Source organism: Peribacillus sp. P4_C12, assembly GCF_056402095.1.
Genome location: NZ_JBFUIB010000008.1, coordinates 18,394 through 35,241, shown reverse-complemented (window position 1 = coordinate 35,241; position 16,848 = coordinate 18,394). Strand labels below are relative to the sequence as shown.

Here is a 16,848-nt window from a genome sequence, read left to right as displayed (position 1 = left end):
AGAGGATTAATTAACATGATCGTTCCGGACAATTCGGTGAGATGCAGATGATGATGCAATATCCGTATCAAAGCGTAACCTTTCGTGTAAGTCTAAACAATAGGGGATCGTGGGGGGATTGGCTTAAATAAAATAAGGCGGACACATCATTCTGTGTTCGCCTCTTTTTTAATTATTGATATATTTTTCAAAAACATAGCCGAAATCTTTAATATGATACTTTTTCCGGCTGTCCATCAACCATTCAAAAGCAGCGGAATTAATATCCTTAAAACTCGCGGCCATTTGACTTCCTTCAGTCCGAACCTGGTTCAAAGTGGAAGAAGCAAGGTTTACACTTTGTTGGGCATATTGAAGGGCATACTCATTTTCATGACAAATTTCCGATATTTTAACAAGTGATTTGAACAAGTCCTTTAATTCTTCGATGAATTTTTTATGAACATCAATGGAAAAAGTTTTTGCCCCAATCGAAAATTTAATTTCTGCATCTAAATCCACGGTGCCTGCCGTTTCAAGGGTCACGTTGGAAATATTATGCTGGCTATAGCTATACCTTGTAAGTGTACGCTTTTTACTAATGGCACTTGTACCATCCAAATGGATAAACGCCTGATTCGTAAAACAGTATTCATCGGTTTTCGATTTAATCAGGAAATAAATTTTTTCCTCATCTTCGTGCATGATGTAATCATCTGCATCCACCTTGTCATAGTCGGCAGGCTTAATCACACTTCCGATATCACTGAGACCAAGTGCATCAGCCGCAATTTTCTTAAACAAATTCCATTCCTCCTCTATTCATACTCAGTTAAATTCTACCATATTATAAAAATTTCTCTAGTATTATCTCATCTCGTACCGGAATTCCATCAAAGCTGTAAAATGGGATTTCAGGCTTGATTTTCCTTGATTCTTCGACTGCATTTTTCACAATTTCTGAAATGACATAGCCACGCTTTTGGAAAAACTTCAATGCCTGTAAATTATCATTGGTTGTAATCGCTTTAATAGTATGGCAATTTTTTTCTTTTGCAATATTTTCTATCACATAAAGCAACGATGAGCCCACACCTTGCTTCTCGTGCTCACTATTCAAAGAAATGATCTGACATACCTGATTGGCCATTTTATATGTCCCTAATCCCGTGATTTTTTCATTCTCATCCATCACCCCAAATCCCTCAAGTTCTGCATAATGAAACAAGCCTCTAGAAAAAACGACTTGAGTCGTTTCCCAATGCTGCATGAAAAAACTCTTAACCGTATCTGCCGCAATCATTCTTTTAGCTACGATTTGCATAACAATTTACGCCCCCAAAAATTCTATCTATATCCTTATAGTATAAAATGCTTATGCTGATAAAGGAACAGTTTATTATGTATACAGGGACTTTACAACCTATTATCAAAATCGAATCCCATTCATAACGGGATAATTAATGTTCAAATTACCAATAGAATATAATAAAAAACTGCAATCTCTCATGAATGAGCTCGCAGCTTTTTTAGGTTAAGAAAGAGAATCATCCTTTATGCGTTGATTTCTTTTAGTGACTTCATCTTCAAATTGTTTTGTTTTCATTTCTTCTTTTTTTGAATATTTTATGATGGCTCGCATCGTAAAAACAGCTGCAATTAAAAAGATGAAACATGTTATACCTGCCGAGATATATTCAGTCTTGTCCTCTGGAAAGTAAAGAAACAAACCTAATAAAGTATGATTAAGAAAGTCCATCCGATACATCCTTCCTGATAGAAAATAACTTCTTTATGTCATTATAACAATTACCAGAACAATCCACTAGTGGGCCAAATCCACTAAAACTTAAAAAAACGAGAGGTATCAAACCCCTCGCTTCCCTTTGACGATTATTAAATGGTAATACCCTTGATGACTACGTCTACAGCTGGTTTATCTCCAGCCACTGCTCAACGTTAGCGATCATGTCGACAACATCCATTAAGTAAGGTGAAATAGAAGGATATTTTGAAGTGGTTTGAGGAAGGGTAGAAGGAAAAAGTTTTTTAGGGATACACCAATAATTGTGTATAAATCGTGAAAACCATTACTGTTAGAGAGTTAAAAATGTCTTGACTTATAAAATGTTATTTTGATATATTTAAAAACAGACCGGTTGGTATGGAGGGTGTTTATTATGGATACGAAATCGCGGATAATCGACATCGCGACAAGTCTTTTCCAGAAAAAAGGATATTTGGGAGTAGGATTAAACGAAATTTTAAAAGCATGTAACATTTCAAAAGGTTCGCTTTATCACCACTTTCCAAACGGAAAAGAAGAATTACTCATCGCTTGTCTTCATTCATTAAATGAAGCAATTACAACGCATATGGAAGAAATTTTTCAAAATTATCCGTCTACTCAAGCAGCTACACAAGCGATGATTGAGGAATTGATCGTTCAATATGATCGAGATGGGATGATTACTGGTTATACATTTAGCAGCATCGTTAGCGAAATGGGATCACTAAGTGAACCAGTCAGAAATGCCTGTGATCAATCTTTCACAAATATTCAAGAGATTTATTCGAACAAGTTAATAGCAGATGGTTTTTCGAAAGAAACAACTGATTCAATTTCTCTAATGATGACAGCTTCTATTGAAGGTGCTATTATGCTTTGTTTAACAAAAAAAACAAGTGATCCACTAAAAATGATTTCACAGGTATTACCAAATTTATTAAATTCGTATTAATAAGTGAATAAACAAATCTAAACAGGGTCTATAATGGCTCTCTTTTAGTAGCTGACTTGTTGGACTTTTTAGTGAATCCGTATTAAATATTGCCTTAGCATTTGTGATGTAAATGCTTTTAAAGCACTAAATCATGTATTGATACTATCTGAAATACTTTTTTTGAAAGGAAGAAAAAAATGAAACTAGAAACAAGATTACCTAGAAACGGTAAAGAAGGAGCGTTGTACGGCGGTATCATTTGTACGCTGACTGTTTTGTTGATGACAACACTAAGTATCATTCTAATTTCAGAAAAATTAGATGGGAATGTTGTATTACTGATACTTAAAACGTTACCGATTATGTGGATTATTGCGATGATTATGGAACCGGTAGTCATAGGTCCTATTGCAGAAAAATTAGTTGGGAAATTTACAGAACCAGCAGATAGCTTTAATGCAAAGATTTTATTTAGGATCTTATTCACTGTATTGGGAATGTCAGCGTGCATGACGCTTATTGGGGATATCGTAGGAAACGGTATTAGTTCAGAAATATTTAGTAGATTTTTAACGAATTGGCCAAGAAATTTCTTAATCGTACTTATAGCTGAGAGTTTAGTGATTCAACCAATTGCAAGATTTGCAATGGTAAAATTACATGCTTATCAAGATAAAAAAAATTATGCATCGATGTTGACAAAATAACATTGTTAAACGAAAGAAAGATTGGAACGCTAGTAAAAACGAGAGGCATCAAGCCCCTCGTTTGATTTTGACGATTATAAAATGGTAATACCCTTAATGACTACGTCAACAGCTGGTTTGTCTCCGGCAACTGTCTCTACGTTAGCAATCGTATCAACAACATCCATGCCTTCGATAACTTGTCCAAAGACAGAGTGTTTATGGTCAAGCCATGGTGTGCCGCCTTGTTCCATATAAGCGTTAATGATTTCTTCCGGATAACCGGCTTGCTTCATTTGTTCACCCATTCTGCTGTCTACGTGCTGTGCTTGAACAACGAAGAATTGGCTGCCATTTGTTCCTGGGCCTGCATTCGCCATGGAAAGAGCTCCTCGCAGATTGAATAATTGCATAGAGAACTCGTCTTCAAATGGAGCGCCCCAAATACTTTCACCACCCATTCCAGTTCCTGTAGGATCACCGCCTTGAAGCATGAAATCTTTGATGACACGATGGAATATAATCCCTTCATAGTAACCGTTTTCAGCATGTGTTAAGAAGTTTTCTACTGTTTTTGGAGCCAGTTCGGGAAACAGTTTAATTTTAATATCACCTTGCGTTGTTTGCATAATGACCGCTTTTTCATTTTCCAATACTTCGTTTGTTAATTGTGGAAAGTTTGTCACAGTTCATAACCTCTTTCTTTTTTAAATAAAATGGCTTACATCTCCATTTTCAACCTTCATTTGTACACTTTACACGATTTTTGTAAAAAAAGCATCTTTGCGAAATTAAACAAATTCGCTGTGAAAAATCGGTGTTCTTATGTATCATGAAGGAAGCTAAAAGAAAGGTGGATGAAAAATGTCCGAACAGGAATTTAACATTGGCGACAAGGTTACTGCCATATATAAAACAGGGAAATACATCGGCGAAATCAATGATATCAGGCCTACTTCATATCTTGTAAAAGTGTTGGCAGTTGTGAAGCATCCCATGCAGGGAGATCTTCATAACCCGAAGCAAACAGAAGTTTCCATGTTTCATCAACGTCGTGCACTTGCATTCCGCGAGAGAACCAATGTACCGAAGAATATGGTCAGGGTCTTTGAAGAGGAAATTCCTGAGTATAAGGAATCATTAAGAGAAGCTGTTGAGAATATGGCACGAACTTTAAGCGAAGTCCACACAGAATGGAATAATAAAAGCTTACAGTTACTTGAAGAGTTAGCAGCGGATTATTTCAAATAAAGCATGATAAAAGCCAAATCAGTAGTAATTGATTTGGCTTTTATAACGCTAAATGATTCAATACCTTCGATAAATCAATGCGATCGCCAATTGTCGTCGGTTCATGATTTTGCATATAACTCTTATCTTTCTCGACTAACTTAAAGATGTTATAGGTCGTAATCGCATCATCAAGGGCTCTGTGATGCTTGCCTGTCCCTTCTTTACCATAGGCCTGTACAGCCTTCCATAATCCGGTTTGATTTTGATCTCCGAAAAAGCGTTTGTATTCCAAGCAAAGATCCACTTGTTTCCCGGAAAAAGGAAACTTTAATCCTGATTTCTGACAGTTCTGCCGTAGTACCTTCATGTCCATATTTCCCCAAGTCACAATTGTCGATGGAGCTTGCTCATCTATTTTCTTCAATAAAGAAACCAACTCTTCAAATGAAATCCCCCGGTCCACCTGATTTTGGGTGATATTCAAGAATTTCTTACATCTTCCCGTTAAGGCTGGAAATTTCAACGGGTTAACAAAGGAAGAGAACTGTTCTTGGATTGTCTCATTTATAACTGAAACTAAACCGACCTCAATAATTTCCGGATAAAACCCTACTGGATTCGCTTTTCCTTCAGGCATCGTAAATTCAAAATCAATGAATATATATTGCTGTTGTTCCTCCATTTTTATGACCCCCTTCTTATTCCTGACATCTTCACACCAACCAAAATTTGGTTTTCAATATTCTCATGAGAATATTATAACAGAAGATTTAGAAAGTTTTTATTGGATTTTACTACCCTAGATATGCTGTGACACTGCGGCTGACGATTCCTAATTTCTTGTAAAACTCTTTATATTCTTCCTAAATTGGATTATGATGGATTCATAAATCGAAAGTACCATCCTTTATTCCCTATACTTTTCCATAAACATACTAAAAATATATTAGTTAGGAAGTTGAACTATGCGCACGTATCTTGGTTATATCACGATTTTCTCCTTATTTCCTGCTTTATCCATTTTCGTTTTTTTCCTATAAAGAGTGGTCTATAACCCAATCTGCCTATCATGTTCTCGACGAGAGAAGTCCTATTGAAAAAATCGAAATCAGAAATCATTGAGTTATATATGAACGCTATTTATTTCCATAATGGAGTTTACGGACCTTCCCAGTTTTATTTCAGTAAACCAACTGCGGTGTTATCAAAAGCCGAATTGTCATTCCTAGCAGCGATTCCTAATAATCCCGAACTCTATAATCCTCTTAAACATTTTGATAAAACGAAAAAGCGACAGGAACGGATTCTAAAGCAAATGGTCGCAGAAGGTAAATTAAAACAGAACGAGTATGAAAAGCTTATCAAAAATACGATTAAATTAGACTTGTCCACCTCGGTCGACTTATATCCCGATTATGTGACATATACTCATCAGGAATTGAAAAACCTGGTGACATCCTCTGAAGGTCTCACAAAGTCTTTGCAAAGTTCTGATGAAGCTACACGTCAGCAGGCGGAAGTCGAGCTGAATAAAAGGGGCGAAAAGCTTTTGAACTCCGGTGTAACCATCCATACCCCACTCGATACTAAGCTGCAAACCCTGTCCAAGACTGCTATACAGTCAAAAATCGGTGTCAATGATATCGAGGGAGCTATAGTGGTTATACAGCATCATACGCACGAGCTTGTCTCTTTGATTGGGGGAAAAGATTATAAAAAAAATTCTTTTAATCGGGCATACCAAAGTTATAGAAAGCCAGGATCAGCCATTAAGCCACTTCTTGATTATGCCCCCTATATTGAAGAAACAGATGCGGATATTACTCAACTTATAAGCGGAGCCAGCTATTTCCCGAAAAATTACAGCTGTGGCAGCTATGGAATGGTCACTTTAAAAATTGTGGTTTTAAAATAAAGTTTGATCAAAATGGATTCTTTTCCAGCAGATTTAAGTTTGGCATTTATAAAAAAGTTTGATCATTTGTAAATATGTTCTTCCACAATCGCTCCCTTTAGTTGAAGAAAGTTTAAAGAATTACGCCTGAAACATCCCCTTTCAATACTTCTTTTTTATTCTGATTTTCACATAAAAAAGATGCAATAAAAGCTGTTCTATTATTTTCTTGCCTTTCGTATTTTTCAATTTTAACTTTACAAATTATTGTATCTCCCGTAAAAACAGGTCTTAAAAACTCAAAATTCGTACTACGAGCCAGTACATTATTATCTCCAGCTATTTTTGTTGGCAGAGTCGCCGTTAATAACCCTTGAATTACAAGTCTTCCTTGTTCATCTGGGGTTATATGATGAATCCCCTCATCACCTGAAATCTCAGTAAATAATTCAACATCCCTTACTGTAAAAGTTCGTTCAAACGTAATTATATCTCCTGCTTTTAATGACATTTTAATCTCCCCCTGAATGTTTTATACTGTCTGGCTAAGAACAATGTGAATATTACATCAACACCAGACCTTTCAAGGTAATATATTCCATACAAATTCAAGAAACCCTTGTTCCACTAACTTGCTTCTATAGTTTAAGTACATTCCTTTACAATCTCCATCTAGGAAGGACAAACCAAAGAAGATATGGAACAGGGACACGGTGAGCAAGATGCGGCAGCTCCTCCATGAAGTAACCGTAAACGGGACGGCGCGTAAAGCATACTTTCCAACGGATTATATCGGTGGAAAAACCGGAACGACCAATGACGTTAAAGACATTTGGTTTGTCGGACTGACTGCAAACTACACAACAGGAGTTTGGATTGGAAAAGACACGCCATCCAATCTTCAATCAATTTATTCACGTACTCGCATGTGTTGATTTGGAAAGATATCAACCAAACACCAGAATAAAAAAACATTTTTCATTAAAAGAAGGTGCCCTCATTAGCCACCTTCTTTTTCTTACTGTATTGGCAAACTTGCAATAACGCTGATAAATCGCAAAGGAAAGGCTAAATAACAGTATTGCAATGATTGGGAAATAACTAAGTAAATAGTGTTTTTCATTTTTTCTCCATCTATGTATCTTTTATCCTATTATTATGCAAGATATTATTCAATTCGACAATGTATGGCATTTATTATTCCTTTAAAATTTCTTAGAAAATAAATTTTTTCAGGTCGATTTTCTCTCCTTTTCTACCTATATATAAATCTTTATTTCGGCATGCCATCTCTGCTCGTAAAGCCATGCAAACCCTGAAAAATTACGTTATACTTTTAAGCAAGACAAACATTTATTAATAAAAAACACATTCAACGAAGATATTCTAACGTCTAGGATTGCTGAAAAAATGCATAATAAGACGAATAACTTCGTTTAAAAGGGGGGGGAGTTTATGTCTTTGCTTCATTGGGCGGTACTATCACCGTTTCTATTAGCAATTATAGTACCGTTCTTATACAAACTATTTCGACAAATACATACAGGATGGTTTGTATTAATTTTACCTGTTCTACTTTTCACCTATTTTTCACGATTCATTTCATTGACCAAACAAGGAGAAGTAATTACGGAAAGAGCTACATGGATTCCTTCTCTCGGAATTCATGTTGATTTCTATCTAGATGGACTTGGACTTTTATTTGCACTGCTCATTACAGGAATTGGTTCACTCGTAATTTTGTATTCGATTTTTTATTTATCAAAAGTGAAAGAAAAGCTGAATCAGTTTTACGTCTTCCTCTTGCTTTTCATGGGTGCGATGCTTGGTGTTGTACTTTCTGATAACTTAATCGTCCTTTATTCCTTTTGGGAATTTACGAGTTTATCATCCTTTTTATTGATTGGATATTGGAACGAAAGGGAGCGCTCACGTTATGGAGCACAAAAATCCCTGCTTATCACCGTGTTCGGGGGCTTAAGCCTGCTTGGAGGAATCATCCTCCTTTCCATTATGGGGAACACATTCAGCATACGTGAATTGATTTCACAAAGCGGAGAGTTGATGGACCACCCGCTCTTCACTCCCGCACTTTTGCTCGTGTTACTTGGTGCCTTCACTAAATCCGCACAGTTTCCATTCCATATCTGGCTTCCTGATGCGATGGAAGCTCCGACAYCGGTCAGCGCTTACCTTCATTCCGCCACAATGGTCAAAGCGGGAATTTATCTGGTTGCCCGTTTAAGCCCAGTTTTCGCAGAATCTGGCGTTTGGTTCTGGTGCGTTTCGATTGCCGGCTTGATTACCCTATTCTGGGGTTCGTTCTCTGCAGTCAAGCAAACCGATTTAAAGGGGATTCTGGCATTCTCCACCATCAGTCAGCTCGGCTTGATCATGTCTCTATTGGGACTTGGAGCAGCCGCACTCCACTATGACACATTGGGTGAAAATATTTATTTGGCAGCCACAGTGGCAGCTGTTTTCCACTTAATCAATCATGCAACCTTTAAAGGCAGTCTATTCATGGTTGCTGGTATTATTGATCACGAAACTGGCACCCGGGATATCCGGAAGCTCGGCGGATTGATGCAGCTGATGCCAATCACATTTACCGTGGCCGTCATCGGTGCTTTTTCAATGGCAGGCCTTCCACCCTTCAATGGTTTCTTAAGTAAAGAAATGTTCTTGGCCAGTATGGTGAATGTATTAGAACTAGATATTTTTAATATGGAGACATGGGGGGTATTGTTCCCCGTTCTAGCTTGGGTTGCCAGCGTGTTCACATTTATTTACAGCATGATTGTCGTGCTCAAGCCCTTTACTGGCAAGCTTCAGCTCCATCTATTAGAAAAGAAGCCGCACGAGGCACCAATCGGCATGTTAATTTCTCCGATTATCCTTGCTACCTTGGTCATTGTTTTTGGAATTTTTCCAAATCTGCTGTCTTCGTCAATTATTAAACCGGCGGTAGCCAGCATACAGCCAAACTTAGTAGATTCGAATTTCCAAGTTCATATCGCTTTCTGGCATGGATTCTCACCAGAATTATGGATGACGATTGGCATCATTGTAATAGGGATAATTTTATACAAAACGTTTCCGAAATGGAAAAGGATTTATCAGTGGTTGCCTGAACGTTTTTCCTTGAACGCTCTGTATGATAATGGGCTAAATGCGCTCGAGCGCTCCGCTTCCTCTGTCATGAAATTTCTAATGACAGGCTCTATTCGGACCTATTTATTATCGATTTTCCTTTTCTTTATTCTATCATTGGGCTTTGCCCTCTATTGGAAGGATGCATTTAAATTAGATACAGGGAATTTTGCCCCGATTGGTTTATATGAAATGGTTTTAGCGGCGATTATCGTGATTGGCTCAATTTCCATTCTGTTTGCAAAATCCCGTTTAACATCCATTATCCTATTAGGAGCTGTTGGTTATACGGTTTCCCTATTTTTCGTCTTATTCCGAGCACCGGATTTAGCGTTAACTCAACTAGTCATCGAAACGATTTCAGTCGCTCTGTTTTTGCTCTGTTTCTTCCACTTACCGTTACTGGCAAGCAGAAAGGAAGAGCGGATGACCTTCAGATTGAATAACGCATTGATTTCTATTGGTGTAGGTACCATCGTCACATTGATTGCCTTATCAGCTCACAGCAATAAACTATTTGACTCTATATCAAGTTATTATCTTGAAAATGCTTACAAGGAAGCAGGCGGGAAAAACGTAGTAAATGTCATTCTAGTTGACTTCCGCGGACTTGATACGATGTTCGAAATCAGTGTTCTTTCTATTGCTGCGCTCGGGATCTTCGCGATGATTAAGTTGCGGCTGACAGGGAGGAAAGATAAATCATGAAACAAAATGACCTGATTCTTCAAACGGTGACGAAGGTAGCCGCCTTTGTTATCTTGCTTTTTGCGGTAGCCATCTTTTTAGGCGGCCATTATTCGCCAGGGGGAGGGTTTGTCGGCGGCTTAATGACTTCAGCAGCAATTGTCCTGCTTCTGCTCGCTTATGACATTAAAACCGTCACTAAGATCTTGCCGATTGACTATAAATTAATGATTGGTTCAGGCTTGTTCATCTCAAGCCTGACTGTTGCTGGTGGGTTAGTGTTCGGGGTTCCGCTCATGACCCATGTGTACCGATATATCGACCTACCTATTCTTGGACACATCTCGCTTCATACGGCAGTACTTTTTGATTTAGGTGTTTATCTTGTGGTTGTTGGTGTAACGATGACCATTATTCAAACGATTGGGGAGAGTGAATAATGGAACTTTTAATGGCCATTGTCATTGGAATTTTATTTATGAGTGCGACCTATTTAATGCTTTCAAAAAGCATTTTACGAATCATAATAGGAACTGGTTTACTCAGTCACGGTGCCCATCTTTTAATTTTGACGATGGGCGGTTTAAAAGGCGACTCGGTTCCATTGCTTAGCGATAAAGTGGCATCCTATGTTGACCCGCTTCCGCAAGCACTTATCTTAACTGCGATTGTCATCAGTTTCGGTGTCACCTCATTTTTACTGGTGCTTGCTTACCGAACCTATCAGGAGCTTGGAACTGATGATATGGAAGAAATGAGAGGTACGGAAGCAAATGAATAATCTAACTTTTATGCCTGTTTTATGGCCGCTTTTTACAGGCATTATCCTCATCTTCTTTGCAAAAAAAATCAAGCTCCAACGAGGGATTTCTCTATTTTCCTCCCTTATTGGAATCGTAATATCCCTTTATTTAGTGCTTTCCGTTAATAATCAAGGGATTTTGACACTCGGTGTCGGTAGCTGGGATGCTCCATTTGGGATTGTGATTGTCGCTGACATGCTTTCCTCGCTGCTAGTTCTAACCACGAATATCATTGGATTAGCTATATTGATTTACTCGTTTTACTCTATTGGTAAAGAACGTGAAACACACTATTATTATCCTGTATTTCAATTTTTACTGATTGGTGTTAACGGAGCATTCCTCACGGGAGATCTCTTTAATTTATTCGTTTTCTTTGAAGTCATGCTGATGGCTTCTTACGTGCTTCTCGTTCTTGGAGGAACGAAAATCCAGCTGAGAGAATCATTGAAGTATATTATCGTCAATGTACTATCATCTGCCTTTTTCGTCATCATGGTCGCATACCTGTATTCAGTTCTCGGCACCTTGAACATGGCACACCTCAGCCAGCGGATATCAGAGGTTAACCAGCCTGGGATCATCTCGGTGATCGCCATTGGTTTCTTAATCGTATTCGGTTTGAAGGGAGCTATTTTCCCGTTATTCCAATGGCTCCCTGGGTCCTATTATGCCCCACCTATCCCAGTGATGGCTCTATTTGGAGCGTTGCTGACCAAGGTCGGGATTTACGCTATTTTCAGGACCTATACACTTATGTTTTATCATGACCAAAATTTCACCCATACTTTTTTAGCGGTACTTGGTATCTTAACCATCATCATCGGTGTCATTGGTGCGATCGCCTATTGGGATGTTAAAAAAATTATCATTTACAATATCATCATTGCAGTTGGGGTTATCATTTTCGGAATCTCCTTGATGAATGAACAGGCCTTATCTGGTTCCATTCTTTACATCATTCATGACATGCTGATTAAGGCAGCACTCTTTCTGTTGGTTGGTATCATGATTAAAATCAGTGGATCAGATAATTTACGGAATATGGGTGGACTGATCAAGCAATACCCTGCCCTTGCCTGGACCTTTTTTATTGCAGCCATATCATTGGCAGGGATTCCTCCCTTCAGCGGATTCGCTGGCAAGCTGCTGATTCTTCAGGGAGCTGCAGAAAAAGAGGCCTACTTTGGAATGGCTGCAGTCTTAATATCAAGCTTAATGGTTTTATACTCGGTGATGAAGATTTTCATAAATGGCTTCTGGGGTACTCCAAAAGCAGATTATACCCTAGCTAAAAATACGGTTAATAAGATGCTAGTTCCTGCCGTTCTCCTGGTTGTCCTTTCCGTTTTATACGGAGTTGGAACAGAATCAATTTATCCTTTTATTTCACAAGCTGTTGACACATTAATGAATCCCGATATTTATATCGATGCGGTTTTAAAGGAGTAGTGCCTGATGTCCTTTCAAATTTTACTGAATGTGTTCCTGGCGGTTATCTGGATGTTTTTAAAAAATGAATTTAACGGGAGCACCTTTATCATCGGCTATGTATTAGGGCTCGGTATCATGTTTGTCTTCCGTCATTTTTTCACTGAGCGTTTTTACCTGAATCGGGTGAAAGCTGTCATTCAATTAACCCTGATTTTCGCCAGGGAGCTCATATTATCAAACGTTAGCGTCCTTAAGGTCGTGCTTAAGCCCAAACTGGATATGAGGCCTGGCATATTTGCATTCGAGACCGTGCTTACAAAAGATTGGGAAATTACGATACTATCAAATTTAATTACACTGACCCCCGGAACACTTGTCGTTGAAGTTTCAGAAGATAATCGAATTCTTTATATCCATGCGATGGATATCGCCGACAAAGAAGAAGCCGTAGACAGCATTAAAAATACATTTGAAAAAGCGATTATGGAGGTGAGCAAATAATGTTTGATCTTTTACTTAAAATCGCGTTGCTCGGTGTCTCCCTTTCCATGATTGGGTTTTTATATCGTTTAATTAAAGGACCATCCGTGCCGGACCGGGTCGTTGCACTTGATGCGATGGGTATAAACCTTATTGCAATCGTAGCGCTTGCCTCCATCGTTATGGATACAAGCGCTTATCTTGAAGCCATTCTGCTGCTCGGAATCCTATCATTTATCGGAACGGTCGCTTTCGCTAAATTCCTTGAGAAAGGGGAGATTATCGAAAATGATCGAAATCGTTGAAATCCTATCAGCTGGATTCATTTTAATTGGGGTATTTCTCTTTTTAGTCTCAGCTTTCGGTGTCATTCGACTGCCTGATGTCTATACAAGAAATCACGCTGCATCCAAAAGCTCAACACTCGGAATCATGTTCATCCTGATCGGCACATTGTTATATTTTTATTATAAGCATAGCCACTTCGATTTCCGTGTCGTGCTTGCAATTTTCTTTATCTTCATGACAAGCCCCGTAGCCGGACATTTAATCAACCGCTCCGCTTACCATTCCGGTGTTAAAATGTGGGATAAAAGTGTCCAGGATGATTTGAAGAAGAACCGATGATTCGTTATATCCATACCAAAAGAGCTGCCCTGTTGAAAGGGGCAGCTCTTTTGTATGTCTTAATCCTTTAAAAATACTTGATCTCCCAAACTGATTTCACCAGTTCGAATTACCGAGGCATACACGCCAAAATGATTTTTTCTTTCTTTGACTACTGTTTTTAAAAGAGATGGATCTCTTTTTGAATCGGTTGGATCGACTGTTATAATCATACAACGCTCACAATGCCTTTTAATTTCCAATTCAACATGATCTCCGATTTGAAGTCTCTTTCCGAACCACTTCTCTTCTAGAAAGGGTTTTTTGTTCATTAGTGACAGCACCAAATTGTGTCTAAATCTCCTGCCATCTACTTCTTTTCCCCAAAGCTCTGTCAATTTGGCAATCGAGGCGTCGCTCACAAGTAAGATGCTCTCTTCTTCAATCGCTCCTAGTGGAATATGTGCCGGTGAATACTCAACGAATGATGCCTCCTGTTTTAACAGCTGATCCATTTCTTCTTGAAAGGCTGTATCTCCCCAGGTTAACACGTTTCCTGAAGGAGTCTTCACTTGAATTTCCGGATAATGGTCCAGAGCTTCCTCTCCAGAAAAAACGGCTTGATAACGGACCATTTCAGGAACTTGAGTAATCGTTAAGAACTTTCCATTCTTATCTTTAAAGGCATGGCTGCGATCTCCATATAATCCATATCCCATAACCTTAGTTTTTTGTACCTGTTCCCCTGTAAACGATTTTACCGGGTGACGGGTTATCTCTTGTACATGACCAACCAGCATAAGAGAAAACTCCTTTCTAAACAATAAAGGCCTACAACATTACTATACTTAACCCAAGAAATGTAGAATCAAGAAAAGGAACTAGATTACAAAAACACTGCGTTATTTCTAAAATCAATTTCATTCATTTTACTCACTTTTTGGTAAATCAATTATTGCTAACGTACAGCGTGAGATGCAGATAAGTTGATCTTGATTATCCCTGATTTTCACATCCCATACCATTGTTGACTTCCCGCGATGGATTATGTTCCCTTCTGCGATAACATGACCAGAACGCACGCCTCTTACATGATTGGCATTGATTTCAAGACCAACTACCGCTTGTTTCGTACTATCAACAAGCTGTATTCCACCAACGCTTGCGACTGTTTCTGCAAGGGCTACAGATGCTCCTCCATGCAATAAACCAAGCGGCTGCCTTGTTCGTTCATCAACTGGCATCGTCGCAACGACTTTCCCATCACTTATTTCTTTCATTTCAATTCCAAGCGTACCGATCAGTGACCTTTCGATATTAATCTCCATCTCTATACCCCCACATTTTGTTTTTTTACTATCTAGATAATTTTACCTTTTCATTAAGTAATACAACAGAAAAACGCATAAAGATTATTATATATAAAAAGGATGACTCACGTTTAATCAAGTCATCCTTCATCCTATATTGATCGTGCGTTACTTTGAAAGAATCTCTTTCAGTTCAAACCAACTTGTCAATCTTGGAATATCCATTTCTCTGTTATAGGAGTTATCCATAGCATATACTTTCGTTGGAATATCCAATAATGTTTCCAAAACTGCCGGTTTATCATCAAAGTAATAATCCAATTCCAATTCGCGAATCGTTTCAATTTTTTCATGATCCCTCATACCGCAGTAAAAATGTTCGTCCTTAACTGGAAAGCCGTTTTCGATCAACCATTTTTTCGTCCGTTCACCATGCTCCGATTTTCTGGCGGTAATGTAGTATATCTCATGTCCTTCGCTTTCAAGCTCCTGTAACGTCTCTACTGCGCCCTCAAAGGCTGGACAGGATGAATAATAGACTTCTTCGGCAAGGCTGTTCCACATCTTTCCTCCTGCCTCTTTATCCAACCCGAAAGCTTCATGGATCTCTAGCGTTTTTAATGCCCTGAATTCCGTTAACTCTACATTCTTATTAAGCTTTTTATTATAGAGATGGAACGCAAACTCCCTCAAATTAATAAGAGTATCGTCTATATCAAAACCAAATTTCATATCCTTCACTCCTCATTCAAACATAAACGGCAAACTGTGATGCGAATGAAATTTCCTTGTCCACCTGAACGGCCTGTAATTTTTCAATCTCGGCTTTTCTTTTCGGCTCAGCCATTTTCAGACCAAAAAAGCTGGTATCCTGCTGCTTGATGCATTCTTGAATAAGATCAGCTAATATATCTGCATCCTTCATGGCACAATTAAGGCCAAACGCGCCTGTAGGTGTCATCGTATGGGCCGCATCGCCCAATAAAGCAACCCCATCTTTTGTCCACGTTTCACAATAGCTACTGTGAACATCCAATAAAATAAAATCCTGCCAGGAGTGAATATTTTCTCGCACCACACTCTTTAACTCTGGGAAGGCTAATATCAATTTTTCAATAAATGGCTCAAAGGGTTGTTTTCGCAGATGAGGATACGAACCATGTTCAATATTCCACCCGATTTGTATGAAACCTCCTGCCTGAGTGAAGAGAGCAAGCTGGGAATCATTGACCAAAGCCATCTTGATGGAAGGTTTCCATCCCTGTGGAGCAGGAATCTTAGCCCACAGCAAATCATAGCCATGGTTTTTAATTACCACAGGAATTTTCGCTTTCTTTCTAATAGTTGAAAATCTGCCGTCCGCGCCAATAATCAATGAGCTTTCCACTCTAATGTTGTTTTCTTCTTTTCGAGCTTCCACACCGGTAAATTGGCCCATTTCGTTCTGAATTAAGTCAGTCACCCGTGTGTTCATCATCAATTGAAAAGAATCGAGCTTTTCAGCTTCATTCAATATAGCAGTAAGCAGGTGATTCTGAGGGACATGGATGCCAAGGTTATCTTTAGTAACTTCGGGAAAAATCCTCTTAAATACTTGGCCGTCCTGCCAATATTCAATTTGCTCCATTCTAAGCAAGCCAAGCTCTTCCACATCCTCGAATAAGCCGTGCTTTTTAAGAATGCTTTCTCCTTCATCGTTTAAAAACTCACCCCGAAACTCTCTTGCTACTTCTGAATGCCTCTCAAGTAGAATGACTGATATGCCTTGTTTGGCCAATAGGTAGCCTAATAGCGCTCCTCCTGGTCCTGATCCGACAATACATACATCTGATTTAACCACCATGCTTTTTCACCTGTTGT

The 16,848-nt window shown here is 38.6% G+C and carries 22 protein-coding genes; 12 read left to right on the top strand and 10 right to left on the bottom strand.

Going from position 1 to position 16,848, the window contains the following annotated elements; all coding sequences use genetic code 11:
• Positions 1 to 168: 168 nt before the first annotated feature.
• The 3 genes from AC1DUW_RS03800 to AC1DUW_RS03790 all read right to left on the bottom strand — a co-directional run bounded on the left by AC1DUW_RS03800 (position 169) and on the right by AC1DUW_RS03790 (position 1,738).
• Positions 169 to 783, bottom strand: a complete 615-nt coding sequence (locus AC1DUW_RS03800; protein WP_053348748.1) for a PH domain-containing protein — start codon at positions 781 to 783, stop codon at positions 169 to 171.
• A 43-nt stretch (positions 784 to 826) separates the two neighbouring features.
• A complete protein-coding gene (locus tag AC1DUW_RS03795; RefSeq protein WP_053348747.1) occupies positions 827 to 1,303 on the bottom strand; it encodes a GNAT family N-acetyltransferase in 477 nt (158 codons plus the stop codon).
• A gap of 210 nt (positions 1,304 to 1,513) precedes the next feature.
• Positions 1,514 to 1,738 (bottom strand): hypothetical protein, encoded by a 225-nt coding sequence (locus tag AC1DUW_RS03790; protein ID WP_053348746.1) that lies wholly within the window; start codon positions 1,736 to 1,738, stop codon positions 1,514 to 1,516.
• A 421-nt stretch (positions 1,739 to 2,159) separates the two neighbouring features.
• Here AC1DUW_RS03790 and AC1DUW_RS03785 point away from each other — a divergent pair, with 421 nt between their 5' ends.
• On the top strand, positions 2,160 to 2,720 hold the full coding sequence (locus AC1DUW_RS03785) for a TetR/AcrR family transcriptional regulator (RefSeq protein WP_053348745.1): 561 nt from the start codon (positions 2,160 to 2,162) through the stop codon (positions 2,718 to 2,720).
• A gap of 179 nt (positions 2,721 to 2,899) precedes the next feature.
• Complete coding sequence (locus tag AC1DUW_RS03780) at positions 2,900 to 3,409, top strand: DUF2798 domain-containing protein (protein ID WP_053348744.1); 510 nt, start codon at positions 2,900 to 2,902, stop codon at positions 3,407 to 3,409.
• Between the two features lie 74 nt (positions 3,410 to 3,483).
• Here AC1DUW_RS03780 and AC1DUW_RS03775 read toward each other — a convergent pair whose 3' ends face one another.
• Positions 3,484 to 4,017 carry a peptidylprolyl isomerase gene (locus tag AC1DUW_RS03775; RefSeq protein ID WP_053348878.1) on the bottom strand — a complete coding sequence of 178 codons (534 nt, stop codon included), beginning with the start codon at positions 4,015 to 4,017 and terminating at the stop codon, positions 3,484 to 3,486.
• Positions 4,018 to 4,252: 235 nt separating this feature from the next.
• On the opposite strand from AC1DUW_RS03775, the gene kapB reads away from it, so the two are divergent.
• Positions 4,253 to 4,639 carry a kinase-associated lipoprotein KapB gene (gene kapB, locus AC1DUW_RS03770; RefSeq protein ID WP_053348743.1) on the top strand — a complete coding sequence of 129 codons (387 nt, stop codon included), beginning with the start codon at positions 4,253 to 4,255 and terminating at the stop codon, positions 4,637 to 4,639.
• Positions 4,640 to 4,679: 40 nt separating this feature from the next.
• Here the strand turns inward: kapB and kapD are convergent, their stop codons facing one another.
• Entirely contained in the window at positions 4,680 to 5,303 is a 624-nt protein-coding gene (gene kapD, locus AC1DUW_RS03765) for a 3'-5' exonuclease KapD (protein WP_053348742.1), read from the bottom strand.
• Positions 5,304 to 5,714: 411 nt separating this feature from the next.
• On the opposite strand from kapD, the gene AC1DUW_RS03760 reads away from it, so the two are divergent.
• On the top strand, positions 5,715 to 6,536 hold the full coding sequence (locus AC1DUW_RS03760; RefSeq protein WP_477642023.1) for a transglycosylase domain-containing protein: 822 nt from the start codon (positions 5,715 to 5,717) through the stop codon (positions 6,534 to 6,536).
• 112 nt (positions 6,537 to 6,648) lie between these two features.
• Here AC1DUW_RS03760 and AC1DUW_RS03755 read toward each other — a convergent pair whose 3' ends face one another.
• Complete coding sequence (locus tag AC1DUW_RS03755; RefSeq protein ID WP_053348740.1) at positions 6,649 to 7,026, bottom strand: hotdog family protein; 378 nt, start codon at positions 7,024 to 7,026, stop codon at positions 6,649 to 6,651.
• A gap of 202 nt (positions 7,027 to 7,228) precedes the next feature.
• Here AC1DUW_RS03755 and AC1DUW_RS03750 point away from each other — a divergent pair, with 202 nt between their 5' ends.
• The 8 genes from AC1DUW_RS03750 (at position 7,229) to mnhG (ending at position 13,699) form a co-directional block, all read left to right on the top strand.
• A complete protein-coding gene (locus AC1DUW_RS03750; RefSeq protein WP_152952404.1) occupies positions 7,229 to 7,450 on the top strand; it encodes a hypothetical protein in 222 nt (73 codons plus the stop codon).
• Between the two features lie 520 nt (positions 7,451 to 7,970).
• Positions 7,971 to 10,376 carry a Na+/H+ antiporter subunit A gene (locus AC1DUW_RS03745; protein ID WP_477642022.1) on the top strand — a complete coding sequence of 802 codons (2,406 nt, stop codon included), beginning with the start codon at positions 7,971 to 7,973 and terminating at the stop codon, positions 10,374 to 10,376.
• Positions 10,373 to 10,795: a Na(+)/H(+) antiporter subunit B gene (locus AC1DUW_RS03740; protein ID WP_053348737.1), complete on the top strand. Its 423-nt coding sequence runs from the start codon at positions 10,373 to 10,375 to the stop codon at positions 10,793 to 10,795. Before AC1DUW_RS03745 ends, AC1DUW_RS03740 begins: the two co-directional genes overlap by 4 nt.
• Positions 10,795 to 11,136, top strand: a complete 342-nt coding sequence (locus AC1DUW_RS03735; RefSeq protein ID WP_057215265.1) for a Na(+)/H(+) antiporter subunit C — start codon at positions 10,795 to 10,797, stop codon at positions 11,134 to 11,136. Before AC1DUW_RS03740 ends, AC1DUW_RS03735 begins: the two co-directional genes overlap by 1 nt.
• Complete coding sequence (locus AC1DUW_RS03730; protein ID WP_377428456.1) at positions 11,129 to 12,610, top strand: Na+/H+ antiporter subunit D; 1,482 nt, start codon at positions 11,129 to 11,131, stop codon at positions 12,608 to 12,610. Before AC1DUW_RS03735 ends, AC1DUW_RS03730 begins: the two co-directional genes overlap by 8 nt.
• Before the next feature lie 6 nt (positions 12,611 to 12,616).
• On the top strand, positions 12,617 to 13,093 hold the full coding sequence (locus tag AC1DUW_RS03725; protein WP_053348734.1) for a Na+/H+ antiporter subunit E: 477 nt from the start codon (positions 12,617 to 12,619) through the stop codon (positions 13,091 to 13,093).
• Positions 13,094 to 13,140: 47 nt separating this feature from the next.
• Positions 13,141 to 13,377, top strand: a complete 237-nt coding sequence (locus AC1DUW_RS03720) for a Na(+)/H(+) antiporter subunit F1 (RefSeq protein ID WP_376110396.1) — start codon at positions 13,141 to 13,143, stop codon at positions 13,375 to 13,377.
• Positions 13,361 to 13,699 (top strand): monovalent cation/H(+) antiporter subunit G, encoded by a 339-nt coding sequence (gene mnhG / locus AC1DUW_RS03715; RefSeq protein WP_053348732.1) that lies wholly within the window; start codon positions 13,361 to 13,363, stop codon positions 13,697 to 13,699. The genes AC1DUW_RS03720 and mnhG overlap by 17 nt, the downstream gene beginning before the upstream one ends.
• 59 nt (positions 13,700 to 13,758) lie before the next feature.
• Here mnhG and AC1DUW_RS03710 read toward each other — a convergent pair whose 3' ends face one another.
• From AC1DUW_RS03710 to AC1DUW_RS03695, 4 genes are all read right to left on the bottom strand, one after another.
• A complete protein-coding gene (locus AC1DUW_RS03710) occupies positions 13,759 to 14,478 on the bottom strand; it encodes an MOSC domain-containing protein (RefSeq protein ID WP_053348731.1) in 720 nt (239 codons plus the stop codon).
• Between the two features lie 129 nt (positions 14,479 to 14,607).
• Positions 14,608 to 15,006, bottom strand: a complete 399-nt coding sequence (locus tag AC1DUW_RS03705; protein ID WP_053348730.1) for a hotdog fold thioesterase — start codon at positions 15,004 to 15,006, stop codon at positions 14,608 to 14,610.
• A gap of 150 nt (positions 15,007 to 15,156) precedes the next feature.
• Positions 15,157 to 15,720, bottom strand: a complete 564-nt coding sequence (locus AC1DUW_RS03700) for a 5' nucleotidase, NT5C type (RefSeq protein ID WP_053348729.1) — start codon at positions 15,718 to 15,720, stop codon at positions 15,157 to 15,159.
• 16 nt (positions 15,721 to 15,736) lie between these two features.
• Positions 15,737 to 16,831: an FAD-dependent monooxygenase gene (locus AC1DUW_RS03695; RefSeq protein WP_053348728.1), complete on the bottom strand. Its 1,095-nt coding sequence runs from the start codon at positions 16,829 to 16,831 to the stop codon at positions 15,737 to 15,739.
• Between the last annotated feature and the right edge of the window lie 17 nt (positions 16,832 to 16,848).

Excerpts from the sequence above, each read along its gene's own strand:
- AC1DUW_RS03720 (WP_376110396.1), top strand. The coding sequence starts at position 13,141 with ATGATTGGGTTTTTATATCGTTTAATTAAAGGACCATCCGTGCCGGAC.
- AC1DUW_RS03775 (WP_053348878.1), bottom strand. The coding sequence starts at position 4,017 with ATGCAAACAACGCAAGGTGATATTAAAATTAAACTGTTTCCCGAACTG.
- AC1DUW_RS03695 (WP_053348728.1), bottom strand. The coding sequence starts at position 16,831 with ATGGTGGTTAAATCAGATGTATGTATTGTCGGATCAGGACCAGGAGGA.
- AC1DUW_RS03790 (WP_053348746.1), bottom strand. The coding sequence starts at position 1,738 with ATGGACTTTCTTAATCATACTTTATTAGGTTTGTTTCTTTACTTTCCA.
- AC1DUW_RS03705 (WP_053348730.1), bottom strand. The coding sequence starts at position 15,006 with ATGGAGATTAATATCGAAAGGTCACTGATCGGTACGCTTGGAATTGAA.
- AC1DUW_RS03785 (WP_053348745.1), top strand. The coding sequence starts at position 2,160 with ATGGATACGAAATCGCGGATAATCGACATCGCGACAAGTCTTTTCCAG.
- kapD (WP_053348742.1), bottom strand. The coding sequence starts at position 5,303 with ATGGAGGAACAACAGCAATATATATTCATTGATTTTGAATTTACGATG.
- kapB (WP_053348743.1), top strand. The coding sequence starts at position 4,253 with ATGTCCGAACAGGAATTTAACATTGGCGACAAGGTTACTGCCATATAT.
- AC1DUW_RS03730 (WP_377428456.1), top strand. The coding sequence starts at position 11,129 with ATGAATAATCTAACTTTTATGCCTGTTTTATGGCCGCTTTTTACAGGC.
- mnhG (WP_053348732.1), top strand. The coding sequence starts at position 13,361 with ATGATCGAAATCGTTGAAATCCTATCAGCTGGATTCATTTTAATTGGG.
- AC1DUW_RS03795 (WP_053348747.1), bottom strand. The coding sequence starts at position 1,303 with ATGCAAATCGTAGCTAAAAGAATGATTGCGGCAGATACGGTTAAGAGT.
- AC1DUW_RS03735 (WP_057215265.1), top strand. The coding sequence starts at position 10,795 with ATGGAACTTTTAATGGCCATTGTCATTGGAATTTTATTTATGAGTGCG.
- AC1DUW_RS03725 (WP_053348734.1), top strand. The coding sequence starts at position 12,617 with ATGTCCTTTCAAATTTTACTGAATGTGTTCCTGGCGGTTATCTGGATG.
- AC1DUW_RS03740 (WP_053348737.1), top strand. The coding sequence starts at position 10,373 with ATGAAACAAAATGACCTGATTCTTCAAACGGTGACGAAGGTAGCCGCC.
- AC1DUW_RS03700 (WP_053348729.1), bottom strand. The coding sequence starts at position 15,720 with ATGAAATTTGGTTTTGATATAGACGATACTCTTATTAATTTGAGGGAG.
- AC1DUW_RS03755 (WP_053348740.1), bottom strand. The coding sequence starts at position 7,026 with ATGTCATTAAAAGCAGGAGATATAATTACGTTTGAACGAACTTTTACA.
- AC1DUW_RS03780 (WP_053348744.1), top strand. The coding sequence starts at position 2,900 with ATGAAACTAGAAACAAGATTACCTAGAAACGGTAAAGAAGGAGCGTTG.
- AC1DUW_RS03710 (WP_053348731.1), bottom strand. The coding sequence starts at position 14,478 with ATGCTGGTTGGTCATGTACAAGAGATAACCCGTCACCCGGTAAAATCG.